The organism is Stappia sp. (assembly GCF_965276915.1).
GTDB lineage: Bacteria > Pseudomonadota > Alphaproteobacteria > Rhizobiales > Stappiaceae > Stappia.
The window spans coordinates 3,109,303-3,126,243 of the sequence record NZ_OZ255709.1 but is presented as its reverse complement, the minus strand read 5'-3'; the positions used below and the strand labels follow the sequence as shown (position 1 = coordinate 3,126,243).

18 protein-coding genes are annotated in these 16,941 nt (G+C 65.2%); 8 read left to right on the top strand and 10 right to left on the bottom strand.

The window, feature by feature from the left end; translation table 11 throughout:
- Positions 1-19: 19 nt before the first annotated feature.
- The 3 genes from ACQY46_RS14475 to ACQY46_RS14465 form a co-directional block, all read right to left on the bottom strand.
- On the bottom strand, positions 20-1,342 hold the full coding sequence (locus ACQY46_RS14475) for a homoserine dehydrogenase (protein ID WP_428696735.1): 1,323 nt from the start codon (positions 1,340-1,342) through the stop codon (positions 20-22).
- Positions 1,343-1,393: 51 nt separating this feature from the next.
- Positions 1,394-2,611, bottom strand: a complete 1,218-nt coding sequence (locus ACQY46_RS14470) for an LL-diaminopimelate aminotransferase (protein ID WP_306027556.1) — start codon at positions 2,609-2,611, stop codon at positions 1,394-1,396.
- A gap of 228 nt (positions 2,612-2,839) precedes the next feature.
- Positions 2,840-3,352 carry a hypothetical protein gene (locus ACQY46_RS14465; protein WP_428696734.1) on the bottom strand — a complete coding sequence of 171 codons (513 nt, stop codon included), beginning with the start codon at positions 3,350-3,352 and terminating at the stop codon, positions 2,840-2,842.
- A 243-nt stretch (positions 3,353-3,595) separates the two neighbouring features.
- Between ACQY46_RS14465 and ACQY46_RS14460 the strand changes: the two genes are divergently transcribed.
- Entirely contained in the window at positions 3,596-5,401 is a 1,806-nt protein-coding gene (locus ACQY46_RS14460) for a PHA/PHB synthase family protein (protein ID WP_428696733.1), read from the top strand.
- 317 nt (positions 5,402-5,718) lie between these two features.
- Positions 5,719-6,333 (top strand): DUF6653 family protein, encoded by a 615-nt coding sequence (locus ACQY46_RS14455; protein ID WP_428696732.1) that lies wholly within the window; start codon positions 5,719-5,721, stop codon positions 6,331-6,333.
- A gap of 263 nt (positions 6,334-6,596) precedes the next feature.
- Here the strand turns inward: ACQY46_RS14455 and rocD are convergent, their stop codons facing one another.
- Positions 6,597-7,808 carry an ornithine--oxo-acid transaminase gene (gene rocD / locus ACQY46_RS14450; RefSeq protein ID WP_428696731.1) on the bottom strand — a complete coding sequence of 404 codons (1,212 nt, stop codon included), beginning with the start codon at positions 7,806-7,808 and terminating at the stop codon, positions 6,597-6,599.
- A gap of 28 nt (positions 7,809-7,836) precedes the next feature.
- Positions 7,837-8,790: an arginase gene (gene rocF / locus ACQY46_RS14445; RefSeq protein ID WP_428696730.1), complete on the bottom strand. Its 954-nt coding sequence runs from the start codon at positions 8,788-8,790 to the stop codon at positions 7,837-7,839.
- A 188-nt stretch (positions 8,791-8,978) separates the two neighbouring features.
- Between rocF and ACQY46_RS14440 the strand changes: the two genes are divergently transcribed.
- Positions 8,979-9,401 carry an Lrp/AsnC family transcriptional regulator gene (locus ACQY46_RS14440; protein ID WP_306027562.1) on the top strand — a complete coding sequence of 141 codons (423 nt, stop codon included), beginning with the start codon at positions 8,979-8,981 and terminating at the stop codon, positions 9,399-9,401.
- A 65-nt stretch (positions 9,402-9,466) separates the two neighbouring features.
- Here ACQY46_RS14440 and rpsI read toward each other — a convergent pair whose 3' ends face one another.
- The 3 genes from rpsI to ACQY46_RS14425 all read right to left on the bottom strand — a co-directional run bounded on the left by rpsI (position 9,467) and on the right by ACQY46_RS14425 (position 11,063).
- Positions 9,467-9,943: a 30S ribosomal protein S9 gene (gene rpsI / locus ACQY46_RS14435; protein WP_428696729.1), complete on the bottom strand. Its 477-nt coding sequence runs from the start codon at positions 9,941-9,943 to the stop codon at positions 9,467-9,469.
- 2 nt (positions 9,944-9,945) lie between these two features.
- Positions 9,946-10,413, bottom strand: coding sequence for a 50S ribosomal protein L13 (gene rplM, locus ACQY46_RS14430; protein ID WP_306027565.1), 468 nt, complete (start codon positions 10,411-10,413; stop codon positions 9,946-9,948).
- Positions 10,414-10,649: 236 nt separating this feature from the next.
- Complete coding sequence (locus tag ACQY46_RS14425; protein WP_428696728.1) at positions 10,650-11,063, bottom strand: PaaI family thioesterase; 414 nt, start codon at positions 11,061-11,063, stop codon at positions 10,650-10,652.
- A 167-nt stretch (positions 11,064-11,230) separates the two neighbouring features.
- Between ACQY46_RS14425 and ACQY46_RS14420 the strand changes: the two genes are divergently transcribed.
- The 4 genes from ACQY46_RS14420 (at position 11,231) to ACQY46_RS14405 (ending at position 14,159) form a co-directional block, all read left to right on the top strand.
- On the top strand, positions 11,231-12,061 hold the full coding sequence (locus ACQY46_RS14420) for an enoyl-CoA hydratase (protein ID WP_428696727.1): 831 nt from the start codon (positions 11,231-11,233) through the stop codon (positions 12,059-12,061).
- A gap of 8 nt (positions 12,062-12,069) precedes the next feature.
- The gene (locus ACQY46_RS14415; protein WP_428696726.1) at positions 12,070-12,600 is read left to right on the top strand and encodes a CoA-binding protein; all 531 of its coding nucleotides are present in this window, start codon (positions 12,070-12,072) and stop codon (positions 12,598-12,600) included.
- Between the two features lie 9 nt (positions 12,601-12,609).
- Positions 12,610-12,741: a hypothetical protein gene (locus ACQY46_RS14410; RefSeq protein WP_428696725.1), complete on the top strand. Its 132-nt coding sequence runs from the start codon at positions 12,610-12,612 to the stop codon at positions 12,739-12,741.
- Positions 12,742-12,875: 134 nt separating this feature from the next.
- Complete coding sequence (locus ACQY46_RS14405) at positions 12,876-14,159, top strand: O-acetylhomoserine aminocarboxypropyltransferase (RefSeq protein WP_428696724.1); 1,284 nt, start codon at positions 12,876-12,878, stop codon at positions 14,157-14,159.
- A gap of 74 nt (positions 14,160-14,233) precedes the next feature.
- On the opposite strand, the gene ACQY46_RS14400 is transcribed toward ACQY46_RS14405, so the two are convergent.
- Positions 14,234-15,334, bottom strand: coding sequence for a COX15/CtaA family protein (locus ACQY46_RS14400; RefSeq protein ID WP_428696723.1), 1,101 nt, complete (start codon positions 15,332-15,334; stop codon positions 14,234-14,236).
- 189 nt (positions 15,335-15,523) lie between these two features.
- Between ACQY46_RS14400 and ACQY46_RS14395 the strand changes: the two genes are divergently transcribed.
- Positions 15,524-15,724 carry a DUF2842 domain-containing protein gene (locus tag ACQY46_RS14395; protein ID WP_428696722.1) on the top strand — a complete coding sequence of 67 codons (201 nt, stop codon included), beginning with the start codon at positions 15,524-15,526 and terminating at the stop codon, positions 15,722-15,724.
- On the opposite strand, the gene ACQY46_RS14390 is transcribed toward ACQY46_RS14395, so the two are convergent.
- Complete coding sequence (locus ACQY46_RS14390; RefSeq protein ID WP_428696721.1) at positions 15,699-16,778, bottom strand: polysaccharide deacetylase family protein; 1,080 nt, start codon at positions 16,776-16,778, stop codon at positions 15,699-15,701. The two genes, ACQY46_RS14395 and ACQY46_RS14390, sit on opposite strands and share 26 nt — an antisense overlap.
- Positions 16,779-16,941 lie beyond the last annotated feature (163 nt).

Sequence of the window (16,941 nt, the reverse complement as noted above, 5' to 3'; positions counted from 1 at the left end):
ATGGGGCTTTGCTTGCGGCTCAGCCGAGTTTCTCGATCCGGATCATCTGCGGCGTGCCGGCAACGACGTTCTGTTCGGAGATCGTCGCCAGCGCGCGCTTGACCGCGGCCTCTGTGGTTTCATACGTGATCAGGATGACAGGCTGAGGCGCATCGGTATGCGCGCCCGCCTCGCCCGACTTGCGGGTGCGGTCGCGCTGGACGATGGACTCCAGCGAAATCCCCTCTACAGCCATGATCCGGGCAATCTCGGCAAAGGCGCCGGGACGGTCGTAGACGGCAAGGCGGATGTAATAGCCGCCCTCGTGCAGGCGCATGCGCGCGGCCCGGTAGGGCGACAGCTCGCCGACGGGACGTCCGAGCGTGGGCACATGGATGCCGCGGGCGATGTCGGCGATGTCGCCGAGAACGGCGGAGGCCGTCGCGTTGCCGCCGGCACCGGGGCCGACCAGCACGACCTCCCCGACAGCGTCGCCGTCGATGGCGACCGCGTTGAGCACACCGTCGATGCGGGCAATGGCCGAGGCGCGCGGGACCATGGTCGGATGGACGCGCTGCTCGATGCCGCTTTCGGTGCGCTGCGCGACGCCCAGCAGCTTGATCCGGTAGCCGAGCTCGCTCGCCGCCTCGATGTCGGCGCGGGTGATGGAGGAAATGCCCTCCAGGTAGATCGCATCGACGTCGATCTCGCAGCCGAACGCGAGCGAGGTGAGAATCGCGAGCTTGTGGGCCGTGTCGAAGCCTTCGATGTCGAAGGTCGGATCGGCCTCGGCATAGCCGAGCCGCTGGGCATCGGCGAGGCAGTCGGAAAAATCGAGGCCGTCCTGCTCCATCCGGGTCAGGATGTAATTGCAGGTGCCGTTGAGAATTCCGTAGATGCGGGTGATGTCGTTGCCGGCCAGCGCCTCGCGCATCGTCTTGACGACCGGGATGCCGCCTGCCGCGGCCGCCTCGAAGGACAGGCTGACGCCATTCTGCTCGGCAAGACGGGCAAGCTCGACGCCGTGGCGGGCAAGCAGCGCCTTGTTGGCGGTGACCACGTGCTTGCCGGCGGCAAGCGCTGCCCGGACACCGTCCTCGGCCGCGCCGCTGTCGCCGCCGATCAGCTCGACAAAGACGTCGATGTCCGGCGAGACGGCGAGCGCCGTGGCGGTGTCGTGCCAGGCGAATTGCGACAGGTCGATGCCGCGATCGCGCGAGCGGTCGCGCGCGGCGACGCCCGTCACCACGACCTTGCGGCCGCAGCGGGCGGCGAAACTGTCTGATTTCTGCCGCAGCAGGCGAACGAGGGACGCACCAACCGTACCGAGGCCGGCGACGCCGACGCGCAAGTCAACTTTCATGAAAATCGCGATCCGTTTGCGGAAGGCCGCGTCGCACGAGGCGGCACGCCCTCAACCCGAGGCTCCGATGGGGATGACGTTGTGCAACTTTTCGTCCGCCGTTTCAAGGAAGCGGCGCAGCCCGCGCGCCGCCTGGCGGATGCGCTGCTCGTTTTCCACCAGGGCGATGCGCACATGGGTGTCGCCATACTCGCCGAACCCGAGGCCCGGCGCGACGGCAACGTCGGCATGCTCGATCAGGAGCTTGGAGAATTCCAGCGACCCCAGGTGGCGGTATTTCTCCGGGATCGGAGCCCAGGCGAACATCGAGGCCTCCGGCGAGGGGATCTGCCAGCCGGCGCGACCGAAGGAATCGACCAGCGCGTCGCGGCGCTTGCGGTAGGTCTCGCGGGCCGCGACGATACAGTCCTCCGGGCCGTTCAGGGCCGCGGCCGCCGCGACCTGGATCGGCGTGAAGGCACCGTAGTCGAGATAGGACTTCACCCGGGCAAGGGCCGCGATCAGCCGCTCGTTGCCAACGGCAAAGCCCATGCGCCAGCCGGGCATGGAAAAGGTCTTGGAGAGCGAGGTGAACTCCACCGCGACATCCATGGCGCCGGGCACCTGCAGCACCGAGGGCGGCGGCGTCGAGCCGAAATAAATCTCCGAATAGGCAAGGTCCGAGAGGACGAAGATGTCGTGCTTCTTGGCGAAGGCGATGACGTCCCGGTAGAACTCGATATCGGCCACATAGGCGGTCGGGTTGGCCGGGTAGCACAGGATCAGCGCGATCGGCTTGGGCACCGAATGGATCAGCGCCCGCTCCAGCGCATGGAACACCTCCGGCCCCGGCTCCGCCGGAATGGCGCGCAGCACGGCGCCGGCCATCAGGAAGCCGAAGGCGTGGATCGGGTAGCTCGGATTGGGAACCAGCACCACGTCGCCGGGCGCGGAAATCGCCTGCGCCATGTTGGCAAAGCCCTCCTTGGAGCCGAGCGTGGCGACGACCTGGGTGTCCGGGTCGAGCTTCACGCCGAAGCGGCGCTCGTAATAGGCGGCCTGGGCGCGGCGAAGGCCCGGAATGCCCTTGGAGGACGAATAGCGGTGGGTCTTGGGATTCTGGACCGTCTCGGTCAGCTTGTCGACGATGTGCTTCGGGGTCGGCAGGTCGGGATTGCCCATGCCCAGATCGATGATGTCGGCGCCGCCCGCGCGTGCCTTTGCCTTGAGCCGGTTGACCTGTTCGAACACGTAGGGCGGCAGCCGCCGCGTCTGGTAGAACTCTTCCATGGCTCAATCCTCACCCGCAAAGCGTGGTGTCCGCCCGCGCCGGGGTCGATGCGCGCCTGCGGACTTCGGCACACGTCCTGGCGGCGGCCTCCGCCTGACCGGACGTGAACGGCGGTTTCATACCAGCCGCGAGGCCGGCATGCACCGGCAAAAATCGTCGTAGCCGTCAAAATACCGGGCTCTTTGCGCCCCGTTTCGCGGCCGCGCGGACAAACCCCGGATGCCGCGCTAGTCCGCCGCGTCCGCCTCGATCTCCGAGATGGCGCGCGATCCGTGATTCTCGCGCAACTCGCGCAGCTGGCCGGCCGTCGTGGAGGCGCGCGGCCGCGCATCCGCGCTGCGCGTCTGGGCAATTCCCTTGAGCCAGTCGCGGGTGGCGTCGGCCTGGTCACGGGAGAGAAGCGTGCCCGGTCCGCCGCCGTCCGGGTTGGTTCCGGCCTGGCCGGCCCCGAGCGGACCGACTTCTCCGGGAACGGCCGCAACCGCCTCGCCCGTCGGACCATAGGCCGTGGGCGGGGGCAAAGACTGCAGGCCTGTGTCCGGCACGCCGGCCGCCAGATCCGTCGGCGCGCCGGCCGCGGGCTGGCGGGAGAGTTCGGCTTGAGAGGCCGGTGCCGTGAGGGTTGTGCCCCGGGCGTGTTCGGGCTCCAGGGCCTCGACCAGAGTGCCGGAGGGCGCGTAGGCGCAACCGGTGACCATCGCGGACGTCAAAAGCAGGATTGCCAGACACCTGTAGCGCATGGAGTTTCGAACCTGTCCCGAATTTGCCAAGCTTCTCGGTTTGCAGCCCAAGCTTCTCGGTTTGCAAGCCAGAGGCCACTTGCAAGCCAGAGGCGACCTACGACATTGTAGGTGCATTGTCCAACTTGTCAGTCGCGCGTCATAAAGGGCTATTATGGCGGCAACTGGCCCAAGGTCAAAAGACCGGCACCGGAGCCGGCCGGCAAAGCGCCCCAACGCGGCCCAGCGGAGGACAGATCAAGGATGACTGACGAGAAACACGGCCCCCTGCTCCAGTACATCGTCAAGAATCCCGAAGCCTTTGCACAGAACCTCGCACGGATCGTCGAAAATGCCGGAAAGGCCATGGCGGCCTATGTGGAGCCGCGCGAGAAAGGCGAGATAAAGCCGGAACTTGCCGATGAGATGACGGTCATTTTCAAGACGCTGGCGCAGGTTGGCGAGTACTGGATGTCCGACCCGCAGCGCGCGATGGAGGCGCAGACGCGGCTGTGGACGCGCTATGTCGATCTGTGGAACTCCTCGTTGAAGCGGATGATGGGCGAGCAAAGCGCGCCGACCGCCGCCCCCGATCCGCGCGACAAGCGCTTCGGCGACCCGGAGTGGAACGAGAACCAGTTCTTCGATTTCGTCAAGCAGCTCTACCTGATCACCTCGCAATGGGCCGAGCAGCTCGTCGTCGAGGCCGGCGACCTCGACGAGCACACCCGCCACAAGGCGGATTTTTACGTCAAACAGATCGCCAACGCCCTGTCCCCGTCGAATTTCGTGCTGACCAACCCGGAACTGTTGCGCGAGACGCTGGAGACGAACGGCGAGAACCTGGTGCGCGGCATGAAGCTGCTGGCCGAGGACATCGAGGCGGGCAAGGGCGAGCTTAAAATCCGCCAGTCGGACCCGACCAAGTTCCGGGTCGGCACCAACCTCGCCCTGACGCCGGGCAAGGTGGTCGCGCAGAACGACGTGCGTCAGGTGATCCAGTACACGCCGACGACGGAAACCGTGCTGAAGCGGCCGCTTCTGATCGTCCCGCCGTGGATCAACAAGTTCTACATCCTCGACCTCAACCCGGAGAAGTCCTTCATCAAGTGGGCCGTCGACCAGGGCCACACGGTCTTCGTCATCTCCTGGGTCAATCCGGACGAGCATCAGGCGAAAAAGAGCTTCGAGCACTACATGCGCGAAGGCATCCTGGAGACGCTCGACGTGATCAAGCGGGCGACGCGGACCGAGGAGGTCAACGCGATCGGCTATTGCGTCGGCGGCACGCTGCTCGGCGTCACCCTCGCCTACATGGCGGCGACCGGCGACACGCGGATCGCCAGCGCCACCTTCTTCACGACACAGGTCGATTTCACCCATGCCGGCGACCTCAAGGTGTTCGTCGACGAGGAGCAGATCCAGGCGGTGGAAAAGCGCATGGGCGAGAAGGGCTATCTCGACGGGTCGAAGATGGCCTCGGCCTTCAACCTGCTGCGCTCCAACGACCTGATCTGGCCCTATGTGGTCAACAACTACCTGAAGGGCCGCGAACCGTTCCCCTTCGACCTGCTCTACTGGAATTCGGACAGCACCCGCATGCCGGCGGCCAACCACTCGTTCTACCTGCGCAACTGCTACCTGGAGAACCGGCTGACCAAGGGCGAGATGGAGATCGGCGGCAAGCGGCTCGACCTTAGCAAGGTGAAGATCCCGATCTACAATCTTGCAACGCGCGAGGACCATATCGCGCCGCCGCAATCGGTGTTTGTCGGCTCGCAGTTCTTCAGCGGCCCCGTCGACTACGTCCTGTCCGGATCGGGCCATATCGCCGGCGTCGTCAATCCTCCGGCCCGCAACAAGTACCAGTACTGGACAGGCCCGCGCCCCAAGGGCGCCTACGAGGACTGGGTGGCGAAGGCGAAGGAGCATCCCGGTTCCTGGTGGCCGCACTGGGACGCCTGGATCCGCGACCTGGACGACGAGACCGTGAAAGCCCGCAAGCCCGGCGCCTATCGGATGAAGGTCCTGGAAGACGCCCCTGGCAGCTTCGTCAAGGCGGCTTCGTGAAGGCCCTGGCCTGACGCTAGGGAACACTTCCCGCGCCACACGCGATCGGAGCGCGCGGATATGGCGTCGGCGAACGAGTTGCGATAAGCTTCCCGCCGGAGGAAGGACGCAACCAGGGGCGACAGTCGTTTCGGACGACTGGATCTGTCCGTTCGCCGAGGCAGGGCGGGCGCGACAGGGGACGGGCTGTTATCGACAGTGTGTCCGACCGGCTTTGGCGTCCCTGCCCTCCCGTACGAAACACCCGCGAGGGACCCTTTCAGAACGCCGGTGCACGGAGCATTGCGCATTCGAAGGGGCGGGCAAGCGACAAGACGATGCAGCAATTGGCAAGGATCAAGGAACCGAGCAAGCGCTACGCCGCCTACAGGCCGATGAATGCCGGCCGGCTGCGCATGCTCGGAATGGACCAGGATATCTGGCATCGCCATGCGAGCGGCTGGAGCGTATGGACACGCTTTGCCACGCTTCCGGTGTTGTTCCTGTCGATCTGGTCGCATGCCTGGTTCGGATGGCCGCTGGCCGGCCTGCTGATCGCCACCGTCTGCCTGTGGCTGTGGTTCAATCCGAGGATCTTTCCTCCGCCGCGACGGTTTGACACCTGGCACGCGCGGGCGACCTTCGGCGAACGGGTCTGGCTCAACCGGGGTATCGTTCCCATTCCCGCCGACGACAACCGCCGCGCGGTCCTGCTCTCGCTGCTTATGGCCGCCGGTTTCCTGCTCGGCATGTGGGGGGCGGTCTCGACCCACCTGACCGCCGTGCTGATCGGCACGGCGCTGACCTATGCAGGCAAGATCGCCTTCCTGCATGGCATGGTCGCCCTCTACGACCAGATGCGCGATGCCCACCCTGTCTACCGCTCCTGGACAACCGTTCCCGACAATGACAACACGGCCCAAACCCCTAAACACCACAAGACGGCGTCCTAGGACGTGGGCTCATAATTGAGCCGGACCGGACGCCCTCCAGGTATGAGGGAACGGGCTCCCGGGCTACGGGATTCTCAATTTTCCGCAGGTTCCGCCTCGTCCCGCGCCTGCCCCGGCGCCCGAAACGGTACACCTCCTCGTCATGCCCTGGATACAGCGCCCCGCAGGCCATCGGCGACGGCACGCGCGACGGGAGCGGGATCCTATCGCATGAAGCCGTCTCACTCCGGAAAAGCGGGCAAGGCAAGCGCGGACGGCAGCCGTCATCGGGCGCTGGTCAGCACCTTCTCGAAACGCTCGAGCGCCCAGTCGACCTCCTCGGCGGTGATGACAAGCGGCGGCGCGATACGGATCGTGTGGTCGTGGGTGTCCTTGGCAAGGATCCCCTCATGCCTCAGCGCCTCGCAATAATCGCGCGCGGGGCCCGCCTCCTCGTGCAACTCGACGGCCAGCATCAGGCCCCGGCCGCGCACATCGCTGACCGCGTTGGAGCGGATCGAACGCAGGCCCTCGACAAAGCGCTGGCCTTGTTTTTCGGCATTCTCGATCATCCCTTCCTCGACCAGCGCCTTGAGAGCGGCGCGCGCGACCGCGCAGGCGAGCGGATTGCCGCCGAAGGTGGAGCCATGCTCGCCCGGGTTCAGCACGCCGAGCACCTCGGAATTGGAAAGCACGGCGGAAACCGGATAAAAGCCGCCCGACAGCGCCTTGCCGACCAGCGTCACGTCAGCCTCGATGCCCTCGTGCTCCTCGGCAAGCAGCTTGCCGGTGCGCCCGAGGCCGGTCTGGATCTCGTCGAGGATGAGCGTGACGTTGTGGGCGGTGCAGAGTTCACGGGCGCGGGCGAAATAGCCGGCCGGCGGAATGAGGATGCCCGCCTCGCCCTGGATCGGCTCGACCAGGAAGGCGACGGTGTTTTCCGTGATCGCCTGCTCCAGCGCATCGGCATCGCCGAAGGGCACGACGCGAAAGCCCGGCGCAAAGGGACCGAAGCCGGTGCGCGCGGTCGGATCGGTGGAGAAGCCGACGATGCCGAGCGTGCGGCCATGAAAATTGTTGGCGCAGACGATGATCTCGGCCTTGTTCGCCGGCACGCCCTTGACCTCATAGCCCCATTTGCGCACCGCCTTGACGGCGCTCTCGACGGCCTCCGCTCCCGAGTTCATCGGCAGGATCTTGTGGGCGCCGGTCAGCCTGGCCAGGTCCTCGTAGAGCAGCGCCAGCTGGTCGTTGCGAAAGGCGCGCGAGGTCAGCGTCAGCTTTGCCGCCTGCTCGGTCATCGCCTTGAGGATCTTCGGGTGGCAATGGCCCTGGTTGACGGCGGAATAGGCCGCCAGGCAATCCATGTAGCGGTTGCCGTCGACGTCCCACAGCCAGACGCCCTCGCCGCGCGCCAGCACCACGTCGATCGGCTTGTAGTTGTGCGCGCCAAGCTCGTGTTCGGCGGCGATATAGTCCTCGGGCAAGCGGGTCACGCGGTCAGCTCCATTCAGGTTTTCTACCTCAGGCAAAGGCCTGGGTCGGGCGGTCCATGACATCTTGGCCGAAGAGGCTGGCGACCAGCTCGGCCAGCGCGATGGCGCTGCGGCCGCGTTCGTCCAGGAAGGGGTTGAGCTCGACAATGTCGAGGGAAACGGTCACGCCGGCATCCTCCAGAAGCTCCATCACCAGATGGGCCTCGCGATAGGTGGCGCCGCCCGGCACCGTGGTGCCGACGCCTGGCGCGATGCCGGGATCGAGAAAATCCACATCAAGTGAAACATGAAGAACGCCGTTCTCCATTTTGATCTTCTTGAGGAAGTCGCGCATAAGAAGCGAGACGCCATTCTCGTCGATCTGGCGCATGTCGCAGACGGTGACACCGCGCCGGCGCAAGAGGTCGCGCTCCTTCGGGTCTATGGAGCGGGCGCCGAAGACGCACATGCGTGAAGGGTCGACGGCGGCGCGGGGGGCATCGCCCATCACCGGGAAGAGCTCCTCCTCGCCGGCGGCGAGCGCCAATGACATGCCGTGCAGGTTGCCCGAAGGCGAGATCGAGGGCGTGTTGAAGTCGGCATGGGCATCGAGCCAAAGGACATAGAGCGGACGCCCCTTCTCCTGCCAGTGGCTGGCGACGCCGGCGAGCGAACCCATGGAGAGCGAATGGTCGCCGCCCATGAAGACCGGCAGATGGCCCTCGTCGCACAGGCGCCGCGCCTCGCGGGCGAGCGGGCGCACCCAGGAGGCGACGACCTCCGGCACATGCGCCCTGCCGGGAAGTGTCAGCGGCGCAATCGAATCCAGGGGCTGCTGCGCGACGTCGCCGAAATCGGTGACGGACCACCCCAGCGCCTCAAGTCGTTCGGCAAGACCCGCGACGCGCAGGGCGGCCGGTCCCATGGCGGCACCGCGCCGGCCGGTGCCCGCCTCGAGCGGCACGCCCAGAAGGGCGATCGGTTGTGTCCTGTCGGTCGACATATGCATCTCCTGCCTTGCTGTCACACATGAAGGTCGCCGGTCCGAGCGTGTTCCAGCCGCAACCGCCTCATGTCAGCCTAGCCTAACGCGGATGATGGCCGGATGAAGGGATAACGAACAGGTGATATTTCGACAGATTGGATGTAAGATTTCGCTATCTGTAAAGCCGAATAGAGCAAAGTGAATAGATGGACGACCTCGACCGCCGACTCATCGCCCTCCTGCGCCATGACGCGCGCCTGCCCGTCGCCTCGCTCGCCGCAGATCTCGGCGTGTCGCGGGCGACGGTGAAGGCACGCATCGACCGGCTGAGCGAGGCCGGTATCATCCAGGGCTTCACCGTACGGCTGCGCAGCCACGAGGCGGGCGGGCGTGTGCGGGCAATCATGATGATCGAGGTCGACGGGCACCGGGCGGAAACGGTGGTGCGGCGGTTGCAGGGGTTTCCGGAAGTGCGGGCCCTGCACACGACCAACGGGCGCTGGGACGTCGTGGCCGAGCTCGAGACCGACACGCTGGAGGCCTTCGACCGGTTGCTGTCCACCGTCCGCCTGCTCGACGGCATCGCCGGTTCGGAAACCAGCATCCTGTTGTCATCTCGCAAGGGGTGAGTCCCAAACGTAAAACGGCCCGCCAGAGGCGGGCCGTCGAAACTTGCAAGTGCGATCCCGAAAGATCAGCGCTTGGAGAACTGGAAGCTCCGACGCGCCTTCCGACGGCCGTACTTCTTGCGCTCCACGACGCGGCTGTCGCGCGTCAGGAAGCCTTCCTTCTTGAGGATGCCGCGCAGATCCGGCTCGTAATAGGTCAGAGCCTTGGAGATGCCGTGGCGCAGGGCGCCCGCCTGGCCGGACAGACCGCCGCCGGAAACGGTGGCGATCACGTCATACTGGCCGTCGCGGTTGGTCAGCATGATCGGCTGGCGCAGGATCATCTGAAGGACGGGACGCGCGAAATACGCGAGGTAGTCCTTCTTGTTGACGATGATCTTGCCCGTGCCCGGCCTGATCCAGACGCGCGCGATGGCGTCCTTGCGCTTGCCGGTCGCATAGGCGCGGCCAAGCGAATCGAGCTTCTGAACATGAACCGGCGCTTCGGCCTGGGGGGTGCCCATCGCACCGCCGAGGTCCTCGAGGGACTGGATCTCAGCCATCGTTAAGCCCTCTTTCCGTCGTTCTTCGCGTTGAAGGCCTTGAAGTCGACCGGAACCGGCGACTGGGCCTCATGCGGATGCGTTGCACCGGTGTAAACCCGGAGATTCCTGAGCTGCTGGCGGCTCAGCGGGCCGCCCGGCATCATGCGCTTCACGGCCTGCTCGAGGACGCGCTCGGGGAACTTGCCCTCGAGGATCGCACGCGCGGTGCGCTCCTTGATGCCGCCCGGGTAGCCGGTGTGCCAGTAGTACTTCTTGTCGTAGTACTTCTTGCCGGTCAGCACCGCCTTGTCGGCGTTGATGACGATGACATTGTCACCGCAGTCGATATGAGGCGTGAAGGTCGGCTTGGTCTTGCCACGCAGCGTGTTGGCGATGAAGGCGGCCAGACGACCGACGACAACGCCCTCGGCGTCGATCAAGATCCACTTCTTCTCGACCTCGGCCGTCTTGGCAGAATAGGTCTTCATGGGTTCGATCCGTTGTTGTCGCGGACCGAACCCCACCCGAACGATGGTGGAGCCGGTCCGAATTCCATGCAAAACGACCCCGAAACCGGGGCCGCGTGCTGTCGAGAGGGTGTTTACGCCCAGTCACGAAACCTGTCAACGGCATAAAAACCGGAAACTACAAGAAAATACAAGCAATTTCATATAGTTACAAAAATGGTATCAGAATACCACATAATTTCGAGTGAATTTCCGGCTCATCTCGGCGGGATCGAATAGGTGGCGGTGGCATGGGCGACGAGATCGTCCTCTCCCCTGCCCGAGATCCCGCATTCCGTCACGGCCAGGCGTTTGCCGAGTTTCAGCAACCGGCAGGTGCCGACGAGATCACCCGGCCCCGGCTTTCGCAGGAAGTTCATGTTGAGATTGGTGGTGACGGCAAGCGCCACAGGGCCGATATGGGCGAGGATCACCGCATAGGCGGCAAGATCGGCAAGCGCCATCATGGTGGGACCGGAAATCGTGCCGCCGGGGCGCAGATGCTTCTCCGAAGGCTTCACCGACAGGACCGCCTCGCCGGGCCCCACGGCCTCGATCTCGTAGATGCGACCATCTGCATGGATCTGCGGAAACTCGCGATCGAGAAAGGCGTTGAGTTCTGAAACGGTCATGACGGGCTGCACGGATCTGTTTCCTCTTGTTTTCCTGTCTTGACGCTTTCGTTAACGTAACCCAGGAAAAGCGACAAGGTGCAATGGGGGCGCAATGGGCACGAAGGTCGGCTTTGTCGGGCCTGACGGCTCGGGTATAAGGAGCGAAACCACAGGGAGTAGACGCGATGACCAGTGCGGGCGCTGCAAGCGCGGAAACGACAGGCGAGAGCGGACCGGTCGCGCGGGAGCTGGCCGGCGGCGTGTTGCGGCTGACGCTGAACCGGCCCGAGCGACGCAATTCGCTTTCCGAGGAGATGATGGCGGGGCTGCAGGAGGCGCTGGATGCGGCGGCCGACAACAAGGCGGTGCGCGTCATCCTGCTGCGGGCGGCAGGCAAGGTGTTCTGCGCCGGTCACGACCTCAAGGAGATGACGGCCGCGCGGGCCCATGCGGATCGCGGGCGCGCCTATTTCACCGAGGTGATGAACCGCTGCGCCGCACTGATGCAGACCATTGTCACGCATCCGAAGCCCGTGATCGCCGAGGTCGACGGCATGGCGACGGCAGCGGGCCTGCAGCTCGTGGCCTCCTGCGATCTGGCGATTGCCAGCGACGAGGCCCGCTTCTGCACGCCCGGCGTCAATATCGGTCTCTTCTGCTCGACGCCGATGGTGGCGCTGACCCGCAACGTCTCGCGCAAGCAGGCGATGGAAATGCTGCTCACCGGCGAGATCATCGACGCCTCGACCGCGCGCGAGTTCGGCCTCGTCAACCGGGTGGTCCCGGCCGGCTACCTGGCGCAGGTGACGGCGAAATACGCCGAGACCATCGCCTCCAAGTCGCCGCTGACGCTGAAGATCGGCAAGGAGGCCTTTTATGCGCAGGCGGAAATGTCGCTTTCCGACGCCTATGCCCATTGCGCGCAAGTGATGGTGGAAAACATGCTGGCGCGCGACGCGGAGGAAGGCATCGGCGCCTTCATCGAAAAGCGCGCGCCCGAATGGACCGGGGAGTGAGCCAGACCGTGACCGCGAGCACACATGACAGCTATTCCGACACCTATATTCGCGCGGTCCTCGACGAGACGAAGACCATCGCCATGGTCGGCGCCAGCCCGAACAACGTACGGCCCTCCTATTTCGTGCTGAAATACATGCTGTCGAAGGGCTATGAGGTCTATCCGGTCAATCCGGGCCATGCCGGCAAGGAGATCCTCGGGCAACGGGTCTATGGCAGCCTTGCCGAGGTGCCGGTCGCCATCGACATGGTCGACATCTTCCGCAACTCCGACGCCGCCCTTGACGTGACGCGGGAGGCCCTGGCGCTCTCCCCGGTGCCGAAGGTGATCTGGATGCAGCTTTCGGTCAGGAACGACGAGGCGGCGGCCCTTGCGGAAGAGGCCGGCGCCAAGGTGGTGATGAACCGTTGCCCGAAGATCGAGTACGGCCGGCTTTCCGGCGAAATCGGCTGGACCGGCGTCAACTCGCGCACCCTGTCGGCGAAGCGCCCGGCCCTGAAAAGCGGCTTCCAGCACCGGGGCCTCAGGAAGGAGTGAGCGGCAGACGTGCTTGTGCTGATCGCTGTCGGCCGCCGCGAGGACCGCACCCGCAGCGAACGTTCGATCCATGCCGGTCATGACGGCGGCGATGGCGGATGGAGTTGCGGCGACGGTGACGGGGGATGCGACGGCGACTGAACCTGCGACAGGCGCGAAGACAGATATTCCGCGAAAGCCATTCCCCTCAGACGCCTGAAACGAAACCGCTTTCCTTTGACCTCCTCACGGGCATCGGCCAGTATGCCGCCGAATTGTTGCCGAAGGAGAATTTCATGAGCGACCGTATTCCCGGATTCTCGACGCTGGCGATCCATGCCGGCGCCCAGCCCGACCCCTCGACCGGCGCGCGGGTGACGCCGATCTACCAGACGACGTCCTTCGTCTTCGACGATGTCGATCATGCGGCCTCGCTGTTCGGGCTGCAGGCCTTCGGCAACATCTACACGCGTATCACCAACCCGACGACGGCTGTGCTGGAGGAGCGCGTCGCCGCGCTGGAGGGCGGCACGGCGGCGCTCGCGGTCGCCTCGGGCCATTCGGCGCAGCTGCTCGCCTTCCACACGATGATGACGCCGGGCGACAACATCGTTGCCGGCAACAAGCTCTATGGCGGCTCGATCAACCAGCTCAATCACTCGTTCAAGAGTTTCGGCTGGGAAGTGAAGTGGGCCGACGCCGAGGACCCGCAGAGCTTCGAGGCGCTGATCGATGGCCGCACGCGCGCGATCTTCATCGAGAGCCTTGCCAATCCCGGCGGCGTGGTGACCGACATCGAGGCGATCTCGAAGATTGCCAAAGCGCACAACGTGCCGCTGGTCGTCGACAACACGATGGCCACCCCCTATCTGTGCCGGCCGATCGAGCATGGCGCGGACGTCGTCCTGCATTCGCTGACCAAATTCATGGGCGGCCACGGCAACTCGATGGGCGGCGTTCTGGTCGATGGCGGCAGCTACGACTGGTCGTCCAGCGAGAACTACCCGATGCTGTCGAAGCCGCGCCCGGAATATTCCGGCATGGTGCTGCACGAGACCTTCGGCAATTTCGCCTTCGCCATCGCCTGCCGCGTGCTCGGCCTGCGCGACCTGGGGCCGGCGATCTCTCCGATGAACTCCTTCATGCTGCTGACCGGCATCGAGACCCTGCCGCTGCGCATGCAGCGCCATTGCGACAACGCGCAGAAGGTGGCCGAGCACCTCGCCGCCCACGACAAGGTCGCCTGGGTCTCCTATGCGGGCCTGCCGGGTGACCCGAACCACGCCAAGCAGCAGAAATACATGCCCAAGGGTGCCGGCGCGGTGTTCACCTTCGGCGTCACCGGCGGCTACGAGGCGGGCGTGGCGCTCGTTTCCAACTGCCAGATCCTGTCGCATCTCGCCAATATCGGCGACACGCGCTCGCTGATCATCCACCCGGCCTCGACCACCCACCGCCAGCTCACCGACGAGCAGAAGACGGCGGCGGGCGCCGGTCCCGACGTGGTGCGCCTGTCGATCGGACTGGAGGACGCGGAGGACATCATCGCCGATCTCGACCAGGCGCTCGCCTCGATCTAGGCGGCGCGCCCCGCTTCAATGCAAAAAGCCGGGCCCCGTGCCCGGCTTTTTCGGTTCGGAGAGCCGGTTGCCCGTCAGGCCGAAGCAGGTTCGCAGAAACGCGCGCGGGCCCAGAACTCGACGACCGCGATCATGACGACGGCGATGAAGCCCTGATGGGCGAGCGCCAGCCAGAACGGCACATGACCGAGCAGCGTGGCGATGCCGATGACCATCTGGAGGACAAACGCCACGGCAACGCCGTGAGCGGCGCCGCGCAGATGGCGGGCAACGCCGGAGCGATAGACCGCCCAGATCGTCCACAAGCCGAGGGCGACGATCAGATAGGCCATCATCCTGTGCTGGAACTGGACGGTCAGCACGTTCTCGAAATGATTGATCCAGGCCGGCGCCATGATCCACAGGCCGGAAGGAATGAAGGCCCCGTCCATCAGCGGCCAGGTGTTGAAGGAAAGCCCCGCCTTCAGGCCGGCGACGAGGCCGCCGAGAAAGATCTGGGCGACGAGCAGGACGAGCAGCAGCGTCGCCGCGCCGGTGAAGGGTCGCGGTCGCTCCGCCGTCATGGCGCTCCGCCCGGCCGGCGCGAGCGCCAGAAAGCGGGCAAGGCCGAAGAGATAGAGGAAGATCAGGCAGGCCAGCGTCAGATGGGCCGCGAGCCGGTACTGGCTGACATCGACCCGCTCGGCAAGGCCGGACACCACCATCCACCAGCCGACAACGCCCTGCATGCCGCCAAGGACGAAACCGCCGACGAGCCAGGGCAGCAGCCGGCGCTCGATGCGGCCACGCCACCAGAACCAGACGAGCGGCACGAAAAAGGCAAGGCCGATGACACGGCCAAGCAGGCGGTGTCCCCATTCCCACCAGAAGATGAACTTGAACTCCTCCAGCGACATGCCCTTGTTGACGAGCTGGTATTCGGGGATCTGGCGGTATTTCTCCAGCTCCTCCTCCCACTCGGCGACGGAAAGCGGCGGCATGACGCCGTGGATCGGCTTCCATTCCGTGATGGAAAGTCCGCTGTCTGTGAGACGGGTGGCGCCGCCGACGACGATCATCGCGAAGATCAGCAGGCAGATGCCGTAGAGCCAGAGGCGGATCGCCCGCCGGTCGCGGGCAATCCGCGGGGACGGGTCAAGGGCACCAGACAAGGCAGCTGCGGTCGTTTCGGACATGGATCACATCGCTCGGGGACGGTCTCGCAGGCCTTGCAAGCCGGCGACCTGCCACCGGTTATAGGCCCCCGCCCGCGATGACAAGGTCTTGACGGATACCCCTCGTGTGACACATGCACTCACACGCAATGACAGTTTGAAGGCTGGAGCAGGGATCGCATGAAGAACGGCGTCAGGAAATTTATCGGAATGCTGCTGCTCCTCGGCTTCGTGCTCACCTACGCCTTCATCGCCATGGTGCTCGGCGACATGACGCTGCAAAACACCTCGCGCGGGGTGCAGCTTCTCTATTTCGCGATTGCCGGCATCGCCTGGACGCTACCGGCCGGCGCCATCATCTGGTGGATGGAGCACGGTTTCCGGCTCAGCCGCAAGCCGGGTGCGAAATGACCGTGTCGCGGATGCGCCGGGCCGCGTTGTAGACAGGGAACGGGGCCCCCGTCAGGTATTGCGAGACGATCGCAGGGCTCTGGAAATAGCCGTTAAGCGAGACGCGCGGCAGGGCCATCGGCTCGTTGCCCGGAGAGATGACGCCGGGGCGCGTCGTCACGGCGGCATCGAAGCCGAACTCGCGAACCACATCCATCGACTGCGAATTGACCGCCGCCTCGTAGCCGTAGGGGTAGGCGAAGATACGCGGGCGCAGGCCGAGCTCCGCCTCGATCCGGTCGAGCCCGGCGACGACATCCTGTCGCATGCGCTCTCGGGTGAGCCGGGCAAGTGCATAGTGATTGTGGGTGTGCGCACCGACGGAAAAGAGCGGATCCCGGCACAGCTCGCGCAGCTCGTCCCAGGACAGGATCAGTTCCTCCGCCAGCGCCTCGATGTCCAGGTCGTGAGCCGCCGCGAGCCGGCGCAGTTCAAGACGCTGCGAATCCTCGCCCAGGTCGCGGGTGAACCAGTGCAGCAGATGGCAGAAAACGTGTTCCTTCTGCCGGTCCGTGACGGCGGGTAGCTTGCGCATGCGCGCGCCCACCGGAACCTCTATCTCCTGCGCCCCGGCGACAATGCGCTCCAGCGCCTCCCACCAGATCTCCGCAGTCCGGTCGACGAATCCGGAAGTGACGAAGATCGTGAAAGGCGCTCCGTGACGCTTGAGAACCGGCCAGGCATGCTCGAGATTGTCGCGATAGCCGTCATCGAATGTCAGCGCGGCGAAGCGCGGCCGACCTCCTGCAGGCTCCGTCATTCGGGCGACGGCTTCCTCCAGAGGCACGATCTCCATGCCTGAGGCGCGGATCTGGCGAATGGTGTGGTCGAGAAACTCCGGCGTGACCTGCAGGTGGCGGTTGGGAGCGAAGGCACGTGCCACGCCTGCCGGACGCACGCTGTGCAGGGTGAAGATCACGCCCTGCCCGCCCGTCAGCGGCGACATCAGGCGGCCGATGCCGCTCCAGTGAAGCAGCTTGCAGCTTCCGGCCAGCAATTGGCGCCGCAGATCCATTCCTCACCCGCCCAAAGTCAAAACCGAATGACGGCCCACTGAAAAGACCCGCCTTTTTCAACGATGCGGATCATATCGACGTTTTCTTTAGAACTCGTTGCTAGTGATGCGTGCAACGGGACAGTTGGTCACACGTGGTTCAGCAGGCAGCGAGGGCGAGGCG

Bases quoted from the DNA above. Each gene is read 5' to 3' on its own strand.
- ACQY46_RS14475 (WP_428696735.1), bottom strand. From the start codon at position 1,342: ATGAAAGTTGACTTGCGCGTCGGCGTCGCCGGCCTCGGTACGGTTGGT.
- ACQY46_RS14470 (WP_306027556.1), bottom strand. From the start codon at position 2,611: ATGGAAGAGTTCTACCAGACGCGGCGGCTGCCGCCCTACGTGTTCGAA.
- ACQY46_RS14465 (WP_428696734.1), bottom strand. From the start codon at position 3,352: ATGCGCTACAGGTGTCTGGCAATCCTGCTTTTGACGTCCGCGATGGTC.
- ACQY46_RS14460 (WP_428696733.1), top strand. From the start codon at position 3,596: ATGACTGACGAGAAACACGGCCCCCTGCTCCAGTACATCGTCAAGAAT.
- ACQY46_RS14455 (WP_428696732.1), top strand. From the start codon at position 5,719: ATGCAGCAATTGGCAAGGATCAAGGAACCGAGCAAGCGCTACGCCGCC.
- rocF (WP_428696730.1), bottom strand. From the start codon at position 8,790: ATGTCGACCGACAGGACACAACCGATCGCCCTTCTGGGCGTGCCGCTC.
- ACQY46_RS14440 (WP_306027562.1), top strand. From the start codon at position 8,979: ATGGACGACCTCGACCGCCGACTCATCGCCCTCCTGCGCCATGACGCG.
- rpsI (WP_428696729.1), bottom strand. From the start codon at position 9,943: ATGGCTGAGATCCAGTCCCTCGAGGACCTCGGCGGTGCGATGGGCACC.
- rplM (WP_306027565.1), bottom strand. From the start codon at position 10,413: ATGAAGACCTATTCTGCCAAGACGGCCGAGGTCGAGAAGAAGTGGATC.
- ACQY46_RS14425 (WP_428696728.1), bottom strand. From the start codon at position 11,063: ATGACCGTTTCAGAACTCAACGCCTTTCTCGATCGCGAGTTTCCGCAG.
- ACQY46_RS14420 (WP_428696727.1), top strand. From the start codon at position 11,231: ATGACCAGTGCGGGCGCTGCAAGCGCGGAAACGACAGGCGAGAGCGGA.
- ACQY46_RS14405 (WP_428696724.1), top strand. From the start codon at position 12,876: ATGAGCGACCGTATTCCCGGATTCTCGACGCTGGCGATCCATGCCGGC.
- ACQY46_RS14400 (WP_428696723.1), bottom strand. From the start codon at position 15,334: ATGTCCGAAACGACCGCAGCTGCCTTGTCTGGTGCCCTTGACCCGTCC.
- ACQY46_RS14395 (WP_428696722.1), top strand. From the start codon at position 15,524: ATGCTGCTGCTCCTCGGCTTCGTGCTCACCTACGCCTTCATCGCCATG.
- ACQY46_RS14390 (WP_428696721.1), bottom strand. From the start codon at position 16,778: ATGGATCTGCGGCGCCAATTGCTGGCCGGAAGCTGCAAGCTGCTTCAC.